This is a genomic window from Dolichospermum sp. UHCC 0259, from assembly GCF_009711935.1.
In the GTDB taxonomy this organism is placed as follows: Bacteria; Cyanobacteriota; Cyanobacteriia; order Cyanobacteriales; family Nostocaceae; genus Dolichospermum.
The window spans coordinates 20,861-43,867 of sequence record NZ_VIKX01000322.1 but is presented as its reverse complement, the minus strand read 5'-3'; the positions used below and the strand labels follow the sequence as shown (position 1 = coordinate 43,867).

The 23,007-nt window shown below is 38.7% G+C and carries 21 protein-coding genes; 14 read left to right on the top strand and 7 right to left on the bottom strand.

The genetic code is table 11. The features are described 5' to 3' along the window. The first annotated feature begins 105 nt into the window (after positions 1-105). The 4 genes from FJR05_RS25515 (at position 106) to FJR05_RS25500 (ending at position 5,502) form a co-directional block, all read left to right on the top strand. On the top strand, positions 106-3,498 hold the full coding sequence (locus tag FJR05_RS25515; RefSeq protein ID WP_168646687.1) for a phycobilisome rod-core linker polypeptide: 3,393 nt from the start codon (positions 106-108) through the stop codon (positions 3,496-3,498). A gap of 395 nt (positions 3,499-3,893) precedes the next feature. Further along, positions 3,894-4,379, top strand: coding sequence for an allophycocyanin subunit alpha (gene apcA / locus FJR05_RS25510; RefSeq protein ID WP_039203384.1), 486 nt, complete (start codon positions 3,894-3,896; stop codon positions 4,377-4,379). Positions 4,380-4,446: 67 nt separating this feature from the next. Beyond that, positions 4,447-4,932, top strand: a complete 486-nt coding sequence (apcB, locus tag FJR05_RS25505; protein ID WP_027402733.1) for an allophycocyanin subunit beta — start codon at positions 4,447-4,449, stop codon at positions 4,930-4,932. 363 nt (positions 4,933-5,295) lie between these two features. Beyond that, positions 5,296-5,502, top strand: coding sequence for a phycobilisome linker polypeptide (locus FJR05_RS25500; RefSeq protein WP_027402734.1), 207 nt, complete (start codon positions 5,296-5,298; stop codon positions 5,500-5,502). Positions 5,503-5,713: 211 nt separating this feature from the next. On the opposite strand, the gene FJR05_RS25495 is transcribed toward FJR05_RS25500, so the two are convergent. The 3 genes from FJR05_RS25495 to FJR05_RS25485 all read right to left on the bottom strand — a co-directional run bounded on the left by FJR05_RS25495 (position 5,714) and on the right by FJR05_RS25485 (position 10,408). Further along, positions 5,714-7,906 (bottom strand): dynamin family protein, encoded by a 2,193-nt coding sequence (locus tag FJR05_RS25495; protein WP_168646686.1) that lies wholly within the window; start codon positions 7,904-7,906, stop codon positions 5,714-5,716. Between the two features lie 108 nt (positions 7,907-8,014). Then, complete coding sequence (locus FJR05_RS25490; RefSeq protein WP_168646685.1) at positions 8,015-10,096, bottom strand: dynamin family protein; 2,082 nt, start codon at positions 10,094-10,096, stop codon at positions 8,015-8,017. 12 nt (positions 10,097-10,108) lie between these two features. After that, entirely contained in the window at positions 10,109-10,408 is a 300-nt protein-coding gene (locus tag FJR05_RS25485) for a hypothetical protein (RefSeq protein WP_168646684.1), read from the bottom strand. 260 nt (positions 10,409-10,668) lie between these two features. On the opposite strand from FJR05_RS25485, the gene FJR05_RS25480 reads away from it, so the two are divergent. From FJR05_RS25480 to FJR05_RS25465, 4 genes are all read left to right on the top strand, one after another. Continuing rightward, positions 10,669-11,643 carry a cysteine synthase A gene (locus FJR05_RS25480; protein ID WP_168646683.1) on the top strand — a complete coding sequence of 325 codons (975 nt, stop codon included), beginning with the start codon at positions 10,669-10,671 and terminating at the stop codon, positions 11,641-11,643. A gap of 5 nt (positions 11,644-11,648) precedes the next feature. Continuing rightward, the gene (locus tag FJR05_RS25475; protein ID WP_168646682.1) at positions 11,649-11,858 is read left to right on the top strand and encodes a hypothetical protein; all 210 of its coding nucleotides are present in this window, start codon (positions 11,649-11,651) and stop codon (positions 11,856-11,858) included. An 85-nt stretch (positions 11,859-11,943) separates the two neighbouring features. Further along, positions 11,944-12,786, top strand: a complete 843-nt coding sequence (locus FJR05_RS25470; RefSeq protein WP_168646681.1) for a YaaW family protein — start codon at positions 11,944-11,946, stop codon at positions 12,784-12,786. Then, entirely contained in the window at positions 12,768-14,069 is a 1,302-nt protein-coding gene (locus FJR05_RS25465; RefSeq protein WP_168646680.1) for an O-antigen ligase, read from the top strand. Before FJR05_RS25470 ends, FJR05_RS25465 begins: the two co-directional genes overlap by 19 nt. 34 nt (positions 14,070-14,103) lie before the next feature. On the opposite strand, the gene FJR05_RS25460 is transcribed toward FJR05_RS25465, so the two are convergent. Continuing rightward, positions 14,104-14,280 (bottom strand): hypothetical protein, encoded by a 177-nt coding sequence (locus tag FJR05_RS25460; protein WP_168646660.1) that lies wholly within the window; start codon positions 14,278-14,280, stop codon positions 14,104-14,106. A gap of 105 nt (positions 14,281-14,385) precedes the next feature. Between FJR05_RS25460 and FJR05_RS25455 the strand changes: the two genes are divergently transcribed. Next, complete coding sequence (locus tag FJR05_RS25455) at positions 14,386-14,667, top strand: putative quinol monooxygenase (protein WP_168646679.1); 282 nt, start codon at positions 14,386-14,388, stop codon at positions 14,665-14,667. Positions 14,668-14,691: 24 nt separating this feature from the next. On the opposite strand, the gene FJR05_RS25450 is transcribed toward FJR05_RS25455, so the two are convergent. Further along, complete coding sequence (locus FJR05_RS25450; RefSeq protein WP_168646678.1) at positions 14,692-16,833, bottom strand: serine/threonine-protein kinase; 2,142 nt, start codon at positions 16,831-16,833, stop codon at positions 14,692-14,694. 472 nt (positions 16,834-17,305) lie between these two features. Between FJR05_RS25450 and FJR05_RS25445 the strand changes: the two genes are divergently transcribed. The 4 genes from FJR05_RS25445 (at position 17,306) to FJR05_RS25430 (ending at position 20,075) form a co-directional block, all read left to right on the top strand. Continuing rightward, a complete protein-coding gene (locus FJR05_RS25445; protein ID WP_168646677.1) occupies positions 17,306-17,767 on the top strand; it encodes a helix-turn-helix domain-containing protein in 462 nt (153 codons plus the stop codon). A gap of 78 nt (positions 17,768-17,845) precedes the next feature. Continuing rightward, complete coding sequence (locus FJR05_RS25440; protein ID WP_168646676.1) at positions 17,846-18,556, top strand: class I SAM-dependent methyltransferase; 711 nt, start codon at positions 17,846-17,848, stop codon at positions 18,554-18,556. A gap of 66 nt (positions 18,557-18,622) precedes the next feature. After that, complete coding sequence (locus FJR05_RS25435; RefSeq protein WP_168646675.1) at positions 18,623-19,669, top strand: zinc-dependent dehydrogenase; 1,047 nt, start codon at positions 18,623-18,625, stop codon at positions 19,667-19,669. A 205-nt stretch (positions 19,670-19,874) separates the two neighbouring features. Continuing rightward, positions 19,875-20,075, top strand: coding sequence for a hypothetical protein (locus tag FJR05_RS25430; RefSeq protein ID WP_168646674.1), 201 nt, complete (start codon positions 19,875-19,877; stop codon positions 20,073-20,075). Positions 20,076-20,289: 214 nt separating this feature from the next. On the opposite strand, the gene glnA is transcribed toward FJR05_RS25430, so the two are convergent. Further along, entirely contained in the window at positions 20,290-21,705 is a 1,416-nt protein-coding gene (gene glnA, locus FJR05_RS25425; protein WP_168646673.1) for a type I glutamate--ammonia ligase, read from the bottom strand. Positions 21,706-22,079: 374 nt separating this feature from the next. Here glnA and apcB (FJR05_RS25420) point away from each other — a divergent pair, with 374 nt between their 5' ends. Then, on the top strand, positions 22,080-22,589 hold the full coding sequence (gene apcB / locus FJR05_RS25420; RefSeq protein WP_168646672.1) for an allophycocyanin subunit beta: 510 nt from the start codon (positions 22,080-22,082) through the stop codon (positions 22,587-22,589). Positions 22,590-22,713: 124 nt separating this feature from the next. On the opposite strand, the gene FJR05_RS25415 is transcribed toward apcB (FJR05_RS25420), so the two are convergent. Further along, on the bottom strand, positions 22,714-22,971 hold the full coding sequence (locus FJR05_RS25415) for a helix-turn-helix domain-containing protein (RefSeq protein ID WP_254447108.1): 258 nt from the start codon (positions 22,969-22,971) through the stop codon (positions 22,714-22,716). Positions 22,972-23,007: the final 36 nt, after the last annotated feature.

The window sequence follows — 23,007 nt, the reverse complement described above, 5'->3', positions numbered from 1 at the left end:
AGTTTTATAGGCGTAACATACATAGATACGCACAAATGTCAAGCCTTAAAATAAATAACTCAGGCTTAACATATAAACAGTTATGATAGGAGTCTTAAAGAACCAATGAGTGTTAAGGCAAGCGGTGGAAGCTCAGTTGCGCGTCCGCAACTATATCAAACCTTACCTGTCTCTACCATTTCCCAAGCGGAACAACAAGACCGCTTTTTGGGAAGAGGTGAACTCAGTGAACTTAGCAGCTATTTTGCCTCCGGTGCAAAGCGGTTAGAAATTGCCAAGATTTTGACCGACAATTCCGAGATTATCGTTTCTCGTGCGGCTAACCGGATTTTCATTGGTGGTTCACCAATGGCCTTCTTAGAAAAGCCCCAAGAACGAGAATTGGCGATGGTTGGCGCAGGTGCTAATGTCCAAGAGGGCATGAAACTAGGAACAGTCACCTACGTTGAAAGTCGTGGTGGTTTCTTTGAAAACCTGCGTTCTATCTTCAATACTTCTGCTGGTGGACCAACACCTCCAGGCTTTAGACCCATTAACGTCGCTCGTTATGGGCCTAGCAACATGGCCAAGAGTTTACGGGATTTGTCCTGGTTCTTACGCTATGCGACATACTCGATTGTGGCTGGCGACCCCAACATCATCTCTGTCAATACCAGAGGTTTACGGGAAATTATTGAAAATGCTTGTTCTGGGGAAGCAACCATCGTTGCTTTACAAGAAATCAAAGCTGCTTCTTTATCCTTTTTCCGTAAAGATGCCGCAGCTACAGAAATTGTGACTCAGTACATGGATGTGTTGCTGACAGAATTTAAAGCCCCTACACCTTCAGCTAAAGTCCGTCAACGTCCTTCCGGCGACCAACAAGGGCTACAACTGCCGCAAATTTACGCTGTCGCAGCAGAACGTCGTCCTAAATACGCCATGAAGCCCGGTTTGTCTTCTAGCGAGAAGACTGAAATTATCAAAGCTGCTTATCGTCAAGTATTTGAGCGCGATATTACCCGTGCTTATAGCTTGTCTATTTCTGACTTGGAATCTAAAGTTAAAAATGGCGACATCTCCATGAAGGAGTTCATTCGTCGTCTTGCTAAATCTCCCCTTTACCAAAAACAGTTTTATCAGCCTTTTATTAACAGCCGGGTGATTGAATTGGCGTTCCGTCACATTTTAGGACGGGGTCCAAGTAGCCGTGAAGAAGTGCAAAAATACTTTGCCATTGTCTCACTCAAAGGTTTGGCAGGTTTAGTTGATGCTTTGGTAGATTCTACCGAATACAGCGATTACTTTGGCGAAGAAACAGTTCCCTACATTCGCGGTCTGGGTCAAGAAGCCCAAGAATGTCGTAACTGGGGACAACAGCAAGACCTGTTTAAATACAGTGCGCCTTTCCGCAAAGTTCCTCAGTTTATTACAACTTTTGCGGCTTACGAACAACCATTACCTGACCAACATCCCTACGGTTCTGGTAATGACCCCTTGGAAATCCAATTTGGGGCGATTTTCCCGAAAGAAACTCGCAACCCCAGCAGCAGTCCTGCACCATTCAGTAAGGATACCCGTCGGATCTTGATTCACCAAGGGCCTGGTATCAATAACCAACTGAGTAATCCTGGTGCGCGTGGTGTTGCTCCTGGTACTTTGGGTGCTAAGGTATTTAAGTTAGACCAGTTACCTGGAACTATTGGCAGAAAAGCTCCTACTGGTGTAAGTGTCAAGTTCTCCGAAAGTTCTACCCAAGCGGTAATTAAGGCTTGTTACCTGCAAGTTTTCGGTCGTGATGTTTACGAAGGTCAACGCCTGAAGGTTGCAGAAATTAAGCTGGAAAACGGCGATATCACTGTCCGCGAGTTTGTGCGGATGTTGGCGAAGTCGGATTTATTCCGCAAGATGTACTGGACTTCTCTCTATGTTTGTAAAGCGATTGAATATATTCACCGTCGCTTATTAGGTCGTCCTACCTATGGTCGGGAAGAGAACAACAAGTATTTTGATATTGCAGCTAAGAAGGGCTTCTATGCGGTCGTTGATGCCATTCTTGACAGTGATGAATACAGCCAAGCATTTAATGAAGATACTGTTCCTTACGAGCGCTATCTAACTCCTGCGGGTGTGTCCTTACGTCAATTGCGTGTGGGAACTATCCGCGAGGATGTGGCAAATGTTGAAAAACAAGAAACTCCTCGCTTTGTGGAATTGGGTGCAGTCACAGAAATGCGGACTGAACCAGATATTGATTTCCGCATTAACCAAGGTGTTACTAAGCAACGTGAGCAAACCAAGGTCTTCAAACTGACAGCAGTTAAGAATGACAAGGTTGCGGCGGAAATTGTGATTAGCGGCGCTTATCGGCAGATTTTCGAGCGAGATATTGCTCCTTACATCTCTAAGAACGAGTTCACGGTTCTCGAAAGTAAGTTGGTAAATGGTGAAATTACCGTTAGGGAATTTATTCAAGGTTTGGGTTACTCTAGCCTGTACCTGAAGGAGTTCTACACACCTTACCCCAATACAAAAGTAATTGAGTTGGGTACTAAGCATTTCTTGGGTCGCGCTCCTGTTGACCAAGCGGAAATTCGTAAATATAACCAAATCCTGGCTACTCAAGGGATTCGTGCCTTTATTAGCGCGATGGTTGAAAGTGCTGAATATGGTCAGGTGTTTGGTGAAGATACCGTTCCTTTCCGTCGCTTCCCCACTTTACCTGCGGCTAATTTCCCCAATACAGAGAAGCTTTACAACCAATTAACCAAGCAAAATGATGATTTGGTTGTTCCTAGTTTTGAGACTGTGAAGCCTCGGATTAAAACTGAGAATACACCAATTCTAGCGAAGGCGATCGCAGATTTAGCAGCCCAAGCCAAGAAAATGGACAAGACTAAACCCTTGTTTATTGAGTTGGGTCGTTCTTTCAACGATGGTCGTGGTCAATCTGTAGAAGTTGGTGTCGGTACAAGCCGTCGCAAACCAGCCCGGATTTACCGTGCTACCACTGGCACAAATTCCCCAGAAACCAATCAGGTAATCAATGCTATCTATGTCCAAGTCATGGACGTATTTAGCGGTCAAGTACCTGCTTATTTCCGCCGTTCTGACTTAGATAGCAAATTACGTAACGGCGAAATTACCGTCCGTGAATTTGTTCTCGAACTAGCCAGTTCCGAAATCTATCGCAAACGGTTCTACACCCCCTATCCCAACACCAAGGTAATTGAGTTCCTATTCCGTCACCTCTTGGGACGCGCACCCGCTACCCAAGGCGAAATCCGTCAATATAACAAACTATTGGCTGATAGCGGTTTACGGGCAGCAGTAGAGGCAATTGTTAACAGTCCTGAGTATGCTCGCTACTTTGGTGAAGACGTTGTTCCCTACAAACGCTATCCCTCTTTACCAGCAGGTAACTATTTAGGCAGTGTTCAAGCTGAAGCCGACCTAGTGAAACAATCCTGGTCTAGCTTATCTCCTTCTGTTTTAACAGGTGGTCTTCCTAATAGATAGGTGATAGGTGACAGGTAACAGGTGACAGGTGACAGGAAGAAGGTAAGAGGCAAGAGGCAAAAGATAATTCTTCCTTTCTTCTCCCTCATGATTCAGAAAATACCATTTAATCTGGATTTCACAGGCTTTTTACTGTTTCCTGTTCCCTGTTCCCTGTTCCCTGAGAATGAGTGAATCTGAAAATAAGTGTTACAAAATATTAAGAGCAGTAATAAATGCTCAACATAATACTGGACAATATTTTGCGGGAGGTAATTGAGTTTTCCACCTGGTTTACACCAAATCCAGACAATCTGGCTAAAAATGTAAATCAAGTTGTCAAGTCACTGCCAACCACATAAAGTCGTACCAGTTTAATCAAATTCTGGTTCCATTAGTTTTGGAGGAATCCATTAATGAGTATCGTCACGAAAGCCATCGTGAATGCTGATGCGGAAGCTCGCTACCTCAGCCCCGGTGAATTAGATAGAATCAAAGGTTTTGTTGCAGGTGGCGCACAACGTCTCCGCATCGCTCAAGTATTGACCGAAAACCGCGAGCGCATTGTTAAGCAAGCTGGCGACCAATTGTTCCAAAAACGTCCTGACGTTGTTTCCCCCGGTGGTAACGCTTACGGTCAAGAAATGACAGCTACTTGCTTGCGTGACTTGGACTACTACCTCCGTCTCGTTACCTACGGAATCGTTTCTGGTGATGTTACAGCCATCGAAGAAATCGGTATCGTTGGTGTACGCGAAATGTACAAATCTTTGGGTACTCCCATTGATGCAGTTGCTGGTGGCGTTGCCGCTATGAAGAACGTTGCTGCTACCTTGTTGTCTGCTGAAGACTCCGGTGAAGCTGGTTCTTACTTCGACTACGTTGTTGGTGCAATGCAGTAAGTTTTAGCTGTAACTCGGCTCAAACTCAAACTGTAGCAATAAGGTTGGAAATAAGGAAAAAACAACAATGCAAGACGCAATTACCTCCGTTATCAATTCTTCAGACGTTCAAGGTAAATACCTTGATACCGCTGCTCTCGAAAAGCTAAAAGGCTACTTCGCTACTGGTGAACTGCGCGTTCGTGCAGCTACAACCATCAGTGCTAATGCTGCTGCGATCGTTAAAGAAGCTGTAGCTAAATCCTTGTTGTACTCTGACATCACCCGTCCCGGTGGTAATATGTACACCACCCGTCGTTACGCAGCTTGTATCCGTGACTTGGATTACTACTTGCGTTATTCTACCTACGCTATGTTGGCTGGCGACGCTTCCATTTTGGATGAGCGTGTATTGAATGGTTTGAAAGAAACCTACAACTCCTTGGGAGTACCAGTAGGAGCTACAATTCAAGCTATCAGTGCTATGAAGGAAGTAACCGCTAGTTTGGTTGGTCCTGACGCTGGTAAAGAAATGGGCGTTTACTTCGACTATATCTCCTCTGGCTTGAGCTAGGAGTTAGCTTTGCACTTAGTGATGTAGGTGCGGCATTATTAAGGTCTGGAGATCAATCATGATTGCTAGAAGGTTCTCTTGCTAATTGATTGTAAGTGTTATCAGTCTGGTGCTGATGGTTGATTTCCAGCCTTGGAAAAAATAATTGTAAGGAGTCAGCACTTCGGCTTCGCTCAGTGACCAGTCAGGAGTCAGGAGTCAGAATATTTGATATATTGATAAGTAATCAAATACGATTTTTGGCATAAAATTTAAAAAAGCTGACCACTGATAGCTAAATCCTTACAGATAAATTAAAGATTTTCACTCAAGATATTTGAGATAAAAAAGTTTCCCAAACAATATCAGGAGATTTAAAACAAAATGGCTCGTCTATTTAAAGTAACTGCTTGTGTTCCTAGCCTATCTCGGACTCGCACCCAACGCGAATTACAAAATACTTACTTTACTAAGTTAGTTCCTTATGAAAATTGGTTCCGTGAACAACAACGGATTCAAAAAATGGGCGGCAAGATTGTTAAAGTGGAATTAGCAACCGGTAAACAAGGTACTAATGCTGGTTTGTCTTAATTTCTATAAATCAAACATTATTTTATTTTGATTTTGCAAGGGGTCTAAAAAGACCTCTTTTTTTGTGCCTTTGATATTAAGAAGCAATTTGCATTGTGCTTGCTTCAGGGATAGATTCACCTTCTGCTTCCCAGGAAAATTAAGTCATAATACTATGTGACACCCCATGCTTCTAAATGCCAGTTAGTCCAAACTCAAGTTAATATAAATTTTAACTATGATGATCATTTAAAATATTGTAAGCTTCATTTACTAACCTCATTTTCTCTTGCACCTGTTTTTGCATTTGTGGTTTATTCACAAACAAATCAGGATGCCATTTTTTTACCAATGTTCTATAAGCTTGTTTCACTTCTATAAAAGAAGCACTAGATTGTAATCCCAAAACTCTATAAGCGTTAGCAATTTTATCTTGTTGTGCTGGTTTTTTTGGTGAAGTTTGGGCTTTTTGACTTGCACCAGATGATTTCATATTCGCTTTTATTTCTGCGATTTCTTGTTCAAATTCCCAAGCTTGAAATTTGGCTTCTAATTCTGCGGGGTTTGGTGGTGGGGTATTAACTGGTTGACTTGGTGGAGGTGGAGGAGTATTAACTTGTTGACGTGGAGTTTCTACCTTGGGTGGAGGATTTTGAGGCGTATTTTGTTTGGGAGGTGTATATGTATAAACTTGTTGTTTGGGTATTTGAGGATTTTCCGGTTTAGGTTGATATTGATAAGGTTGATATTTACTGCTAATATTTGCCTTTGTTAACTCTGCTAATAACTGATTAAATTGATTTTGCAATCTTTGTAAATCTTCTCGTTGCTGAGTAACCGCTAATGGTTCTTGAGTCTCTACAAAATAAATTACTTTTCCTGCTTTTTGTTGATATGCAGCTAATATAGATAAACCTTGACTACTAAAACTAGATAAATAATTTTCAGCCGCACCGATACAAATTTTAGCAACTTGTTGATGATAAGAGTCTTTAATAGAATTTGCATCTTGTTGCAGATTTTTACTTAAAACATAAGAAATACTCCCAACTACAGCAGCGCCCACTGGACCACCTAATAACCAACCAATTCCACTACCTACAGCAATAGAACCAGGTTCGGTTAAATCACTACTATTAATAGTATTTGGTTTTTCTGGTAAAGTTAATTGTGGTGGATTGGGAAAGGGAATTTTTAAATCTTCTGGACGTTCTGATTTGAAAAAATCATAAGCTTGATATAGCCATTTCATTACAGCATTTTGTAATTCTGTCAAATCTTTTTTAAAAGTTCCTGTTTGCCAAGATTGCAAATTATTTTCCGCAAGTGCAACCGCAATATCACCTTGGTATTTTGTTACTAAATTAGGTAAAGATAACCAAGTTTCTAATTCATAAATACTGGTTTGAAAACCTTGATAAATTAGATTTTGGGCTTTTTGTTTAATTTCTATTTTAGATTTTTCTTTATGATCAAATATTTTAATCTCTTGATCACATTTGTCAATTTTATCAACTAATAAAGTTTGTAATTGAGAAGATATAGTTTGCAATCTTGGTAAACGCACATTACCAGAATTTTGCTGTAAAATCCCGACTAGATTTTGCAAAGCTGTTTCAAAAGCAACTAAACCGCTACTATTTGCAAGCGCTGTATCACCTTTTAATCTCGCGCGTAAAGCAGGTAAAGCATCAACTCGATATAAATTACTAAAACCAGGAGGTAAATCAGCGCGAAAACTTTCAGCGACAAATAGTAACCGATTGTGGACTTGTTTTTGTTCTTCTGGTTCAAGTAAATTGAGAAAATTGGCGACAAAAATAACTGTTTTAATATTTCTATCTAATAACCAATCGCGGAGATTTTCTCTTTCTCCTAATGTCATGAGTTTCCGCGCGTCTAATAATTGAATAACTAAATCTGTCCCTAATAATCTATCTTTAACTAAATTATCCTGTGCTTCTCGATCATTAGTTCCTGGTAAATCAATAAATTCGATTCCTGTTTCTAAAAAAGGATGGGGACAAAAAACTTCAACAGATATAACATCTTTTCGCATCTGTCTATTTCCATCTAAAATCGCAAATTGTTGTAAAATTTCTGTTCCGCTGCGATAAATTTCTGTACCATCTACTAACATAATTCGCGTGCGAACAGTTGTCCCATATTTAATGGTAATTGCTGCACCTGTGGTGGGAATTAAATCAATGGGTAAGGTGCGATCGCCCAACATCGCATTGAGTAATGTTGATTTACCATGATTAAATGGTCCAAATACGGCAATTTTAAAATTAGGATTAACTAAATAATTACAAATAGAATTTACATCTTGATGTAGTTGGGAATTTTTGTCTAAATTCAATACTTTACAGGTGGATTTTAAAGCGTCTGTTAATTCACTATAACCTTGATATTTTTGCTGCATGATATTTCTTAGTAATACTCTTGTTTCTCATGGCTTTGCGCCTGGAGCGTCTCTGCGTGAAAAAAATCTAGTGTTGGGTTTCCTTGCGTCAACCCAACCTACTGTTAATTAGCTGTAATAAGCTAACAAATTGCTGTAAGCAGCTTCGATTTTTTGCAGTTGTTCAATGATGTTTTCTTGTAAGTTTTTAAAGCGGTTAAATTCAGTTTCACGGTTAATTTCCCGTGTTTTCTTCTGTTGGAGGAGATTATCTAGTTCTGATTTGCGAGAACTAATATCATCATTAATTCGCTGACTTACTTCTTTTTCGTAAGTGCTAAAACATTCTTTGACTGCATCGTAAACAATTGGGGCTTGTTCGTTTGCAACTTGGGGAAGATATTTGACTAATTCTTTTTTTGCAGTTTTTACTAATTCTTTTCTTGCTTGATCTGCTTGTAAAATTCCTACTCCCAAACCTAATAAAGCAAAACCTATTGGTCCGAGGAAAATTCCTGTTACTGCTGTAATCATTCCCCCGACACCAATAACTGTAAAGTAGTTTAAAAGGATGTTTTTCCAATCAAAACCAGCACCAGCTAAAGCGACACCGGCTAAGTTACCTCTGGATAAAGATAATAAACCCATTGCCCATTTTGCCCAACCAGGAGAGTTATCATCTTCTGTGGTAGCATGAGTGTTAACGTTAACTTTTTGTCCTGTTAATTTTTCGGTGATTTGATTGGTAACTTGATTGTAGGAAGCACCATATTGGGCTGCGGAATTAGATAGTTCTCTAAATGCTGCGTTCATGTCTTTTTCCGCAGTTAATGTCCAAGCTGAGAATTTATCGGCGATATATTGTTCAAAGGCTTTTTGAAGGGCGATGTTAAAAGCGTCTCTTTTTCCACTACTTAAGAAATCGAACAAATTTAAATCTGGTTGATAGCGTAAGAAATCATTTTCAAAGGTGTTACCTAAGTTTAAAACGTAGCTGCGGAAAGATTCAGAAATTCCTCGCGCTTGACTATCTCTGGTATTGATAATTTCTTTTTGGAATTGATCACGAATACTATTGAGTTTGGTAAATTCGGGTTCTACGGAATCAACTCTTTTTTTCAATTCATCTACATCTTGATCTAGTAAGGGAATGCGTCTGTTAATAGCTTCTAGGGTATGGTTGACAGCTTGTCTAGCGAGGGTTCTGACTTGACGTAATTGAGCGATCGCTCTTTCCCTAGTCAAGAAGGTATTTAACGCCCCCATAAACTCAGGAAAGCCTGTTTTACTTAAATCAGCTTGAGGATTTTTTAATCTGCGTCGGAGGGCTTGAATGGAAGAAAGTTCAAACACTCTTTCATCATAAATATCTTGTCCATCTACATAACAATATTCCGCCAAATTAGCTTTAAATACTTGTCGGAGTCGAGTTTCTGCTGCGGTTAATTCTTCCATATCATCAGGATCAATCAATGATTCTTTCACCTGATCCCAAGCATTAACTAAAAAGAAAACCGATAAACCCCGTCCTTTGATATAATTCTCCAAATACCGTCTTTCACCTAAAGTACAAGGTTGAGAAGCCCGCATCACAAATAAAATGGCATGACAGTTATTCACATAGCCTAAAGATAACTCATTGCGAGCTTCTGTATCATTCAAACCTGGACTATCAACAATTTCAATGCCCTTTTCTAGTAACGTCAAAGGATACTCAACCACAGCATAATCAACATCAGGAAATGCTTGTTTTTGCTCCTGTTCTAACTTCTTTGCTTCTGCCGGATCAATGGTATATTTATATTTAAAACTCTGAAAATCTAACTGTTGGGGACTTTTGCCATCATTGAAATGAATGGTAACTTTCTTTTCTGGTCCATATCGTAAAATTGTTAATACCGCAGTACAGGGATTTACATCACTAGGTAATAAATTTTCACCAATTAAAGCATTAAGAAACGTACTTTTACCCCGTTTCATATCCCCTAAAACTAACAGCCGAAATACACCATTTCTGAGATTCTTACTAGCGGCTGTAATGTCTTCAATGTCTCTTGCTAAACTCAACTTACCAGAAGAAGTATCTCCAGACAATTCTGCTTGATTAATAACATCGGCGATTTTACTCAAACAAATAGAAATTTCGGAACGAACTTGAGAAACTCGTTCTAAATCGTTGATAAATTGGTCAGTTCCCACTTGATAATTCATGATGATCACACTTTATTTAATATTCTTAAATTTGGATTCTAGGAAAAGTTTATAAACAAGAAAAGCCAAAGCCCCAAAAATCACAACTCCTGCTAAAACTGAGGCTACTCGAACTGCAACCAAAGTCGCTACAGCCAAAGCAAAAAATTTACCACCGAGAATTACTTTTCTTAACCAAGGTTTTTGTTCGGGTTGATGTTTCTGAGTTTGATAAACAGGTTGATCAACAGGATTGATTTGATCATCTATTTCTCGCAGTCGCTTTTCCACCTGACGTTGAATGTCTTGATTGTGTTCATGGGGAGATTTCATTAATGTCTACCTCGTTTATGACATCATTTAATATATTGTATGATAACTGACATAGGTCAAACAACCAAGTAATATGAAGATTGCTGAATTGAGTTTAAATTCAATCTTTTGTCCTTGCTTTTCGGAAATTGTCTGGAAGAAGATCGCACTAAAATTGAGATTATAGCAATTTTAATGTATTTCTTCCTTTGCGTCTTTGCTCCTTAGCGACTCTGCGCGAAACAAAAACAAAATTTGAGAAAAACTCAGGTAGATACAAAATGGATATCAAAAATGGATTTGTTGGTACAATTGGTAACACCCCATTAATTCGTTTAAACAGTTTTAGCGAAGAAACAGGTTGTGAAATCTTGGCCAAAGCCGAGTTTCTGAACCCCGGTGGTTCTGTCAAAGATCGGGCTGCGCTGTATATTATCGAAGATGCAGAAAAAAAAGGACTCCTCAAACCCGGTGGTACAGTAGTAGAAGGAACAGCGGGAAATACGGGAATTGGGCTGGCGCATATCTGCAATGTCAAAGGTTATAAATGCTTGATTTTTATTCCCAATACCCAATCCCAGGAAAAAATAGATGCTTTAACCACCTTGGGTGCGGAAGTTCGTCCTGTTCCTGCTGTGCCGTACAAAGATCCGAATAATTACGTCAAACTATCTGGTAGAATTGCGGCAGAAATGGAAAATGCCATTTGGGCTAATCAATTTGATAATTTAGCTAATCGTGTTGCCCATTATGAAACCACAGGTAGAGAGATTTGGCAACAGACTCATGGTAAAATAGATGGCTGGGTGGCATCCACTGGTACGGGTGGTACTTATGCTGGTGTGGCTATGTACCTGAAAGAACAAAATCCGGGCGTTAAATGTGTGGTGGCTGACCCTTTAGGTAGTGGACTATATAGCTATATCAAAACTGGGGAAATCAAAATCGAAGGTAATTCGATTACTGAGGGGATTGGTAATAGTCGGATTACTGCTAATATGGAAGGCGCACCTGTTGATGATGCTATCCAAATTGATGATTCTGAAGCCTTGAGAGTGGTTTATCAACTATTAAGAAAAGATGGTTTATTAATGGGTGGTTCAACGGGAATCAATGTCGGTGCGGCGGTAGCTTTAGCGAAACAATTGGGTCCAGGACATACTATTGTAACTATTTTGTGTGACAGTGGTTCTCGCTATCAGTCACGAATATTTAATAGTGAATGGTTAGCCAGTAAAGGATTAGTGATGAGTTAGGATTTTTGAGAGGATTTTTTAGCGATCGCCACACATACCACATATATTATCATAGTGGCGATTTAGCAAATTCTGGAGATGATGGTTTTCCCGGTATTGGTGACGAAATCGGCGGTTTCGATGATGGTGGTGATTGCTTTTTCGGTAGTAATGGCGGTATTTTTTGGAACAGGAACGATATATTTACCTCTTTTGACTTCCTTCTCCTTTCATGAAGGAAACGGTAGAAGCAAAAATTTTTGATTGACAAGATAGTAGAATAAGGTACAGACTACGTGGTACAGAAGAGAGGAAGGGAAATTGGAAGAACTCAGGGCGGTATTGGAATTAGCCACCGAAGAGGAACTACAGGACTTGACAGCTATTCTGTTTAGTCGCAAGTTTAACCCCTTAGATTATGTTCACACACCCGAACCCATGACAGTGCAAAGCCAAGATCGTCAAGCTTGGTTAGATACAATAGAAGATCGTTTTCGGTTTTTAGCGGCTGATGGTATCACTGTATTACGCGGACGCACTGATCAAGTAACTTACAGACAAGCCCTAATTCAAGTATGCAAATATTTGAAAATTCACTATTATCAAGACTTAACAACAATTGATTTAGAAGCAGAAGTATTTTTGCATCTACTAGGAAAGGTTTGGAAAAAGTTGCCAAAAACAGATAAACAGCAACTAACTATTAATATCCAAGGTCAATTATCACAAACAAAATTTAAACAACCATTACCATTGTCATTGCAACGTGATCCTTTAGGATTAATATTTAAAGGTGGTAGTGCTTTGGCTGTAACTTCTGTCATTCAACCTTTTGTGCTTCAACAAATCGCCCGTCAATTTGCTATTCATTTTGCTACCTATCAAGTGACCAAAGAAGCAGCAATTACAGGTACAGGATTAGCTACCAAACAGTTTCAAAACTATGTAGCCTTACAAATGTCCCGTCGAGGTATGACCATGAGTGCAGCCCGTTATGGTGCGGTTCGTAGTGCGTTCGCGTTGGTAGGGCCTGTGATGTGGGCTTGGTTTTTTGCTGATTTGGGTTGGAGAGCGATCGCCACAAACTATGGCAGAATTATTCCTACCGTCTTCACCCTCGCGCAAATTCGTCTTACCCGTACAGAATGTTGGGAAATAGCTTAAAAAAAACTTTTGATCATCCAAATCCCCGCTTACAGACCCCTTGGAATTGGCTACAATTTGGACTAATATCTTTCCCCCTGAGTCCATTTTTAGGCGGTATCTCTATCGTTGTGGCATCATTGCTAACTTGGCGTAAACAATACCATATCATTAGCGATCGCCCAATTCACAAGGGATTTGCTATTTTGAGTATCTTACTCCTAATTACCACTGGATTCGCCTCTAGTCAACTCGATGCTGTTTTAGGTTTATTCAACTTAATCCCCTTCTTTTTCTTTTTTACCGGACTCACTCCTCTCATCCAAACACCCGCCCAATTACGACAAATTGCTTGGATCATGGTGTTTGGATCTGTACCTGTTTTAATCATCGGTTTTGGTCAATTGTTTCTCGCTTGGAATTTTCAATTTCAGTTTTTATGGATTGTTTTTGATTGGACAGTTGCACCAGAAAAATCATTATCAGGACGCATGACTGCTAATTTCATGCACCCCAATACTTTAGCTGCTTATTTAGTAACTATTTTTATTTTGGGTTTAGGGTTATGGCTAGAAAACTATCACAAACTCCAACAAAAAAATCGCCTAATTATCTTCTTGACAATTACAGTATGTGCTAACTTTATCGCCTTAATTTTAACCAATTCTCGTAATGGTTGGGGAATCACTATTTTCGCCTGTTTAGCTTACGCTTTATATAAAGGTTGGCGATTAATTGTTGCGGCTGTTGTCACCATTACTAGTTTTTGTTTCTTGGCAGCTTTTGCACCTTCACCTATTGCCCAATTTTTTCGCCTTTTTATTCCCTACGGTATTTGGGCGCGATTAAATGATGATATGTTCCCTAATAGACCAGTGGGATTAATGCGAAAAACTCAATGGGAATTTGCCTGGAATCTAACTCAACAACATCCTTTCACTGGTTCAGGTTTACGCAGTTTCGGGGGACTTTATAAAACCCAAATGCAAATTGATGTCAACCATCCCCATAATCTATTTCTAATGCTGTCTGCGGAAACGGGGTTAATTACTACTTTGCTATTTTGTGGGTTACTGATTTGGATATTAATTACAGCCAGTCAAATTCTTTGGAAATCTCGATATATAGAACCAGAAAATCGCCTAATTTTCTTTAGTTATCTTATCACCTTTATCGGATGGATACTATTTAATACTGTTGATGTCACCACTTTTGATATCCGGTTAAATACTCTCTCTTGGGTTTTCGTAGCTGCATTATCTGGAGTTACATATCAATATCAATCACATCATACAGGTAGGTAAATACAATAAAAAATCATAAAATTACCATTAGGCTTTAGTATTTGCGTCTTGACATCGCTCTCCCCCCCCCAATATACAACAATGAGCGATGACTTTCTCGAATTAATTGAATAGCTGCATTAATTTGGCTGAGATTTACCTTTAATATATAAATATTTTTCGTAGGTTGGGTTAAGCGACAGCGCAACCCAACAAATGCTTTGAATTGCATACTGAGGCTATAAATTGCAGATACCTCATCAGATTTATCTAGCTCGATACGGAAGCAATTTATAGTATTATTTGGTAGAAGAAACACTACCAATTAAACAAAATCATGAAATATGTCTTGATTATCCATGAAGTTGAAGACTATGAAGCATGGAAAAAGGTTTTTGATAATGCAGCCGATATCCGCAAGGAAGCTGGAGAAATAGCATATCAGGTTTTAAGGTACGAAAGTAATCCCAATAAAATAGTGCATTTTTCATCATGGACATCTATAGAAGATGCAAAGCGGTTTTTTGAATCTCCCAAACTCGTGAAAATTAGACAAGAAGCTGGAGTTAAGTCTCCTGATTTCATCTATTTAGATCAACTAGAATCGGGGACGTTGTAGAGTTATAATCTGTAATCCCACAAACTACCGAAATTTAGTTTTATCAAGTACCAACCCTCGACGGGGAAAATTTTTGTCATCATTGACTGGAATCTGCCAAATTTTAACTAAATTATCTTCACCACCACTAACTAGAAACTTCCCGTCAGCACTAAAAGCAAGGGAAGTAACAGCATTACTATGTCCCGTCAATGTTAGCATTTCCTCTCCTGTAGCTACGTTCCAGAGTTTAATGGTGTGATAGATTTGTTCTTCAGAAATATTTCGTCCAGCGCTTGCTAAAATTTTACCATCGAGACTAAAAGCAATAGTATTAACACTATTATCTTCTACCATGAGAGTCCGAATTTCTTTTAGGGTTTGCAGATTCCATAATTTAATTGTGCGATACCTTCGGTCAGCGCTTACGCGATCGCGGCTGGAACTTGCTAAAATTTTACCGTTAGGACTAAAAGCCACAGCTATAACTGTTTGTGAACTGGTAGCTAAATTCTGAATTGGTGCTTCTTGATTAAGATTCCATAATTTAATCGTTTTATCAAAACTACCACTTGCTAAGGTAACACCATCAGAATTAATATCTACAGTACGCACCCAATATTTATGACCAATTAAAGTGCGAATTAGTTTACCTGTGATTAAATTCCAAACTTTGATAGTTTTATCATCACTAGCACTAACTAAAATTTTACCATCACTACTAATAGCTAAACTATGAATTGCATCTGTATGACTCTTTAAGGTGTGAATTAATTGATTTGTTTGTAAATTCCAAATCTTAATAGTTTTATCATCACCAGCACTAACTAAAGTTTTACCATTAGCAGTGATAGCTACTACATTGACATTTTGGGAATGTCCCTTGAGACTGGTAATTTCTTTACCTGTAGTGACATCCCATAATTTAAGATTATCACATTGAATATTATTACTTTTTTCGCAATCACCACCGCTGATAATTAGTTTGCCATTTGGACTCATAACTACTGACAAAACTTTGCTTTTATGTCCAAAGAAAGTATTGACTAAAGATAATTTTTTTTCTGATGTTGCAGAGGTTGGTGGACTATTGCGAGGTTGACTCCAACTAAATGAAAAGTTGGTTTTTAACTTACGAAATTCTCGATAACCCGATTCTGCTAATGCGAAAGAGACAATTATCCCCGATATGAAAATTAAATTTCTGACCCAAGTATATTTGGATGACTGTGATTGAGCCTTTTTTGCAGTTGATTTTATGATTTGATGATTTGCTGCTGGTAGAATATGAGTATGCTTTTTCATCAAATCTCTAATTACTTCGTCAGCAGATTGATAGCGACTATCTATTTCTTTTTGGAGTAATTTATCTATGATTTCTGATAAGTCTGAACTCAAAGTAAAGCGTAAATACTGCTGCCAATTTTCTACCCAAGCATAACCATATTCCATCCATAATTGAAAAGGAGAAACTCCTGTTAATAGATGAAAACAAGTAGCACCTAAACTAAATAAATCACTGGCGGGATAGGCTTTTCCATCTCTAATTTGTTCAATGGGAGAATAACCATGTGAACCAATAGAAGTACCATTTTTTCGCTGTACTTGTGCGGTTAATTGTTTGGAAGAACCAAAATCAATCAGTGTTAATCTCCCATCAGATTTTCGACGAATAATATTTTCTGGTTTAATATCACGATGAATTACTCCATGTTGATGCACAAATTTGATAATGGGTAATAAATCTAATAAAATAGATTGAATATCCCAATCTTTATAAATTCTTCGAGATTTTAATTCATTAAATAAATTCTGACCATCAATAAATTGTTGTACTAAATACAAACAATTATCTTGCTGAAAATAAGCTACAAGTGTGGGAATTTGGGGATGTTCTCCTAATTCTTGCAGTCGTCTGGCTTCTTCTGCAAATAGTTGAGTTGCTTTTTTTTGTGACCAAGTACCTTGAAATTTTGGTGCTAGTTGTTTAACTACACATAATTCATTTAATTTATCAATATCTTCTGATATATAAGTTCTGCCAAATCCGCCTTCATCAGAAAGAACACGGAGGACACGAAACCGATTTCTCAAAAGTGGCACTAACGGAGTGTGACAAGTTTGACAAATTTTATGATGATCGGGATTTTGAGGATTTGAACAATCGGGATTTAGACAGCAGATCATAATCTATATGGTGCATCTGCATGATAAAATATATAGATAAACCTAGATTTGACTACAGCAATTAGTAATTATATTTAACCTGGAACTTCACAAGTATGAAAGATATATTATTGCCAATTATTTTGATGATATCTCATTGGAAAGGGAAAATAACGGCATTTTGCCATTTTTATTGTGATGTATATTTTGGTTGAAAATTGCAGTTATGTTTTCGGTAAAAATAATTATTTCTTTATCTGGTTTTTCTAATTAAGATGATTAATTAATCTGTATTTTAGGTTACAGATATGTAAAATTGTGATGAGAATTTACAAAGTTTTATATAGCTTCTCAATAAAAATGTCCAAAAAATAAACCGAATCTATTGCTTTGTCACAACGCTTTATAAAGCATATTTCATCTAATCATCGTTTCGGATATTGCGTTTAGAGGATATAGAATATATGATATGGATATCAAATATATATTCATTATGAAGACTATTACTGAGCAAAACCCTCCTTTAGAGTCAGTTATGGCTCAAGAACTGGAAAAATCATCTATCAAGCATCTGGAAAGTATACTCCAGCTTGAAGGCTCTCAACCAAAATTAGTAGGAGTAGACGGTCAAGAAATTCCCATTCCCGAATCGGTTTATCAGATTTTACATCAAGCTGTTCATGCACTGGCATTAGGTAAAGTAATATCTGTAGTTATTCAGGATAGAGAACTAACAACACAAAAAGCCGCAGACATTCTCAAAGTTTCCCGTCCTTACCTGATTAAGTTATTAGACCAGGGTGAAATTCCTTGTATTAGGGTAGGAACACATCGCCGTGTTCGTTTTGATGATTTAATGAAGTATAAGCAAGAACGAGATATAAAACGGAGGAAATGTTTACAGGAACTTATAGAAATAACTGAAGCAGCGGGACTGTATGATTACGAAGAGTGAATGAAATAGTTAAATTGTGATGCACAATGTTATTTTACTAATGAGATTTATGATTTATACACATAACAATAAAAGCAAATGCTAGAGCAGACTATAAATTTTGACTCTAACCCACCAGTTGCTACTAATGAGTACGACACGATGATTCAGATGGTTCTGCCTGGTTATGAGGTAATGCACAATCTTGCATTATCTGTTTTAGGCGCAAATTTACCAGAAAAAGCTAATTTGTTGATAGTGGGTGCTGGTAGTGGGATGGAGTTAGTCAAGTTCGGTAAAGGTAATTCACACTGGCAGATGCTAGGTGTAGATCCATCGAATGATATGCTTTCTATCGCTCAGAATAAAATAGATCATCATGGATTATCTGAGCAAATCAAATTATTTGCAGGATATACCCATGAATTAAATACTACTTTTTTATATGACGCAGCAACTTGTATTTTAGTAATGCACTTTCTTCCAGATGATGGCAGTAAACTGGCTTTACTTGAAAATATTTCCCAGCGGCTAAAACCATTAGCAACTTTTATTTTAGTGGATATATATGGTGAAAAAGAAACTGATGAATTTGAACAGATAATTTCCATAATTAAAGTTTTTTGGGAACAAATGGGAATAAACCCAGAAAAAAGAATGGAAGCATTAGAAACCATCAAAAAAGGTGTTTTTCCTATTTCAGAAATAAGAGTAGTGGAATTATTGCAGGAAGCTGGTTTTGGCAATATTTTAAGATTTTATACAGGACTATGGGTTGGTGGTTGGGTAGCAACTAAAAACTCTGACTGAAACTTGATTACCTAAATTCAACCACAAAATGTTAAATCTAGTAACGTTGAATAGTGGAAAACCAACGTGAAAGCACAAGTATTTAGAGGCGTAAATCAATTATCCTACGAAGAAGTTCCAGTTCCGACACTAGAAGCAGATGAAGTGCTGGTACAGGTGCGGGTTGTGGGTTTGTGTCAGTCCGATATTAAAAAGATTCGTTATCCTTTGTATGAACCGCCACGCATATTTGGACATGAAACTGCTGGAACTATTGCGGCTGTTGGTTCGCAGGTGAAAGGGTGGACTGTAGGACAACGGGTAGCGGTGATGCACCATATACCATGTATGCGTTGCGCTTACTGTTTAAGTGATAATTTTTCGATGTGCGATGTTTATAAAAATATCTCGACTACGGCGGGTTTTAACGCCAGTGGAGGCGGTTTTGCGGAGTATGTGAAAGTTCCAGGACATATTGTGGAAAATGGTGGCTTGATTCCGATTCCTGATGATATCAGTTTTGAGGAGGCGAGTTTTGTTGAACCGACTAATTGCTGTTTAAAGGCTGTTAAAAAAGCCCAAATTGCACCGGGACAAACTGTGTTAGTTACTGGTGCAGGTCCGATTGGGTTAATGTTTATGATGTTGGTGAAGTATTTTGGCGGGAGAGCGATCGCTACTGACCTCTTACCATCTAGAATTGAAAAGGCTCTGGAAGTAGGTGCAGAAGCAGCTTTTGATGCCCGTGACCCTGATTTATCTACCAAAATTCAAGCTTTAACTGGGGGAATGGGTGTTGATGTCACCTTGTTAGCTGTTCCCAGTGACAAAGCATTTTTTCAAGCTTTGGACTGTACTCGCAAAGGTGGAAAAATTCTCTTCTTTGCAGAGTTCCCAGACGAGTTAACCATCCCCATTAACCCCAATACTCTCTACCGTCGGGAAATAGACTTAATGGGCAGTTATAGCTCATCCTATCGCCTGCAAAGCCTATCTGCGGACATTGTATTTAATCGCCGCATTGATGTCAAAGCCTTAATTAGCGATCGCTATCCCTTAGAAAATCTACCACAAGCCGTAGACCAAGCGATCGCCCCGACGGCGGAAACTTATAAGATTTTGATTTATCCATAGCGGGGGAGTAGGGGGAGTAGGGGGAGTAGGGGAGAGAAATATTCTTTTGCGACTGACAATTAACAACTGACAACTGACCAATTTTGTAAACTTTCATATCATTTTTTTCATTTTGTAGTTTACGCTACAGAATTTTTGTTAGCTTAATAAGCGAAAGGACAAAAGATTATCTATCACTAAATAAACTTAAAAGGAGCGTAGTGTTATGTCTATTCAAGAAAAAGCACGTCAGTTAATGGTACGTCAACATCAGCAAGCTAAGAATCGTCAACAATCTATGTTGATGCGGGCTGCACAAGAACTTGGTTTGCATGAAGAAATGTCTCACTACTGGAATCCCATTCAAGGCAAGATGGACCCCGCTACGCAAACGCTTTATGGACGTAGCCAAGCTTCTATGAGTTGACTGTCAGAAAAAAAGCCACCTAGAAAGGGTGGCTAAAAAAATTACGTAATGATTCAGAATACAGAATGATCCAAGTCGGGATAAATATGACTTGTACTATCAAGAGTGATAATTTTACTGAAAATCTCAAATCTGTTGATTTGGCAATTTTACAATTATTCTGACTCCTGACTCCTGACTCCTGAATTCTTACTACTTTTACTACTTATTGCAATTAGCAATCGTAATACAAGAAAAATTCATAAGGATGTGGACGCAATTGCATTTGCTTAACTTCATTAGCAACCTTGTAATCAATCCAATTTTGGATAAAGTCTTCAGAGAAAACGCCACTTTCAGTTAAGAAAGCATGATCATTTTCCAAAGCTTCCAAAGCTAACTCCAAAGAACCAGGAGTAGAAGGAATCTTAGACAATTCCTCTGGAGAAAGTTCATAGATATTCTTATCTAAGGGTTCACCAGGATGAATTTTGTTTTTGATACCATCAATACCAGCACAAAGCATTGCCGCAAAAGCCAAGTAAGGATTAGAAGTAGCGTCTGGACAACGGAATTCTAAACGCTTGGCTTTGGGGTTATTTCCAGAAAGAGGAATCCGTACAGAAGCAGAACGATTACCTTGAGAATAAGCCAAGTTTACAGGTGCTTCATAACCAGGTACGAGGCGTTTGTAAGAGTTGGTGGTGGGGTTGGTGATTGCCAACAATGCTGGAGCGTGTTTGAGAATACCACCAATGTAGTAAAGTCCCATTTCGCTCATACCAGCGTATTTGTCACCCGCAAACAAAGGTTGACCATTTTTCCAAATAGATTGGTGACAGTGCATACCAGAACCGTTATCGCCAAAAATGGGTTTTGGCATGAAGGTGACGGTTTTGCCGTATTTTCTGGCAACGTTCTTGATTACATACTTGTAAGTCATCAACCAATCAGCGGCTTCAATCAACTTACCAAATTTGAAACCAAGTTCGCACTGACCACCAGTCGCAACTTCATGGTGTTGCTTCTCAATAGGTACTCCACACTCTTTCATAGTTAGCAGCATTTCTGTCCGCATATCTTGAAAGCTGTCAGTGGGAGGAACTGGGAAGTAACCTTCTTTAACGCGGGTTTTGTAACCCAGGTTAGGGCCTTCTTCTCTACCAGTATTCCAACGACCTTCTACGGAATCTACGTAGTAGTAACCAGAGTTGGTGGTTTGGTCATAGCGAACATCATCAAAAATGAAGAATTCAGCCTCAGGACCAAAGAAAGCAGTGTCACCAAGTCCTGTGGAAGCTAGATAATCGATCGCTTTTTGGGCAATAACGCGAGGACAACGGTTGTACCATTGACCAGTGCGAGGTTCTTTAATACTACAAATGATACTTAGGGTTGGCTCTTTCATGAAAGGGTCAATCCAAGCGGTGTTAGGATCAAGCACCATTGTCATGTCAGATTCTTCGATGCCTTTCCAACCCCGAATACTAGAACCATCGAAGGGAACACCATCAGAGAATGAACTTTCATCAATCTGGTCTTGGTACATGGTCAAATGTTGCCAAGTTCCCAGTGTATCAATGAATTTCAGATCAATCATCTGAATTTTTTCGTCTTGAATCTTTTTCAAGATTTCTTTTGGGGTTGTCATTTTTACTTTACTCCTGATGTAGCCAATTACCTAATATAAACCCAGAGTCTGCCCAAGCATCCTCACTTTGTTACGCTAACCCAAGTTGTCACACACTACCTGGAATATCGTAAATAGTTAACTTGACCTAATTTTGTCGTGTTTGTTACAGATTGTCTGGATTACAGGTTATGTTAACCTTTCTTTCTTAATTTGTACAAAACTAGAAAATTCATGATCATGGGTCAACTTTGGCATAAAATCCTTAGATAGCAGATGGATAGTTTTTGTGCCAGGGTCTATTTTATATGAATTGGCACGGAATCTTGTTGGTGCGTAATTGCAGCCAAATTAATATCAAATCATAGATAGCTAAATGATTGGGAGAAAAAAGAATGCGTGATGCCGTTACAACTTTAATTAAGAATTATGACGTAACCGGACGTTATTTTGACCGGAATGCCATTGATAGTCTCAAATCATACTTTGATAGTGGAACAGCTAGAGTTCAAGCCGCAGCCGCAATTAATTCCAATGCAGCCGCAATTGTTAAACAAGCTGGTGCAAAGTTATTTGAAGAACTACCAGAATTAATTCGTCCTGGTGGTAATGCTTACACAACTCGTCGCTTTGCTGCTTGTTTACGGGATATGGACTATTACCTGCGCTATGCTACCTATGCACTGGTGGCTGGTAATATGAATGTTCTGGATGAGCGTGTATTACAAGGACTACGGGAAACTTACAATTCTTTGGGTGTACCCATTGGTTCAACTGTTCAAGGTATCCAAATTATGAAGGGTATCGTCAAGGAACAGGTAGCGGCTGCTGGTGTTGCTAATACTGCTTTTGTGGATGAGCCTTTTGACTATATCACTCGTGAATTGAGTGAAATTGATGTTTAGAATTTCATAGGTATACTCAACACGACTTAATTACTTGATTCTCTGGGTAGGGGTAAAGCATTAGCTAAACCCCTACAAATCTGGGGTTTTCGTGATTTTACAAAAATCCATGTCTCAACTGTTTTTAGCTTAAACAAATGTTGCCATCATCCCGCATACCTGAAAGTGTCAGCAGAAGTTTATCATCTATGGTCAGGTTCGCACAAGTTCCATTATCATTAACCCCAATAAATAAAACTCCTGATTTTTGATGATTGGGTAAATCGTTAGCAAATGCACAAATTACTTCACAAAGTTTACCTCTATCGGATATTGAAGTCTTACGTTCCACTCGATCTGATTCCATATTATTTAGGAGAATTTCTAACTCCTGATCATTCATTGAGTTTCTCCTTATTCATAACTCGTTACTTTTTTA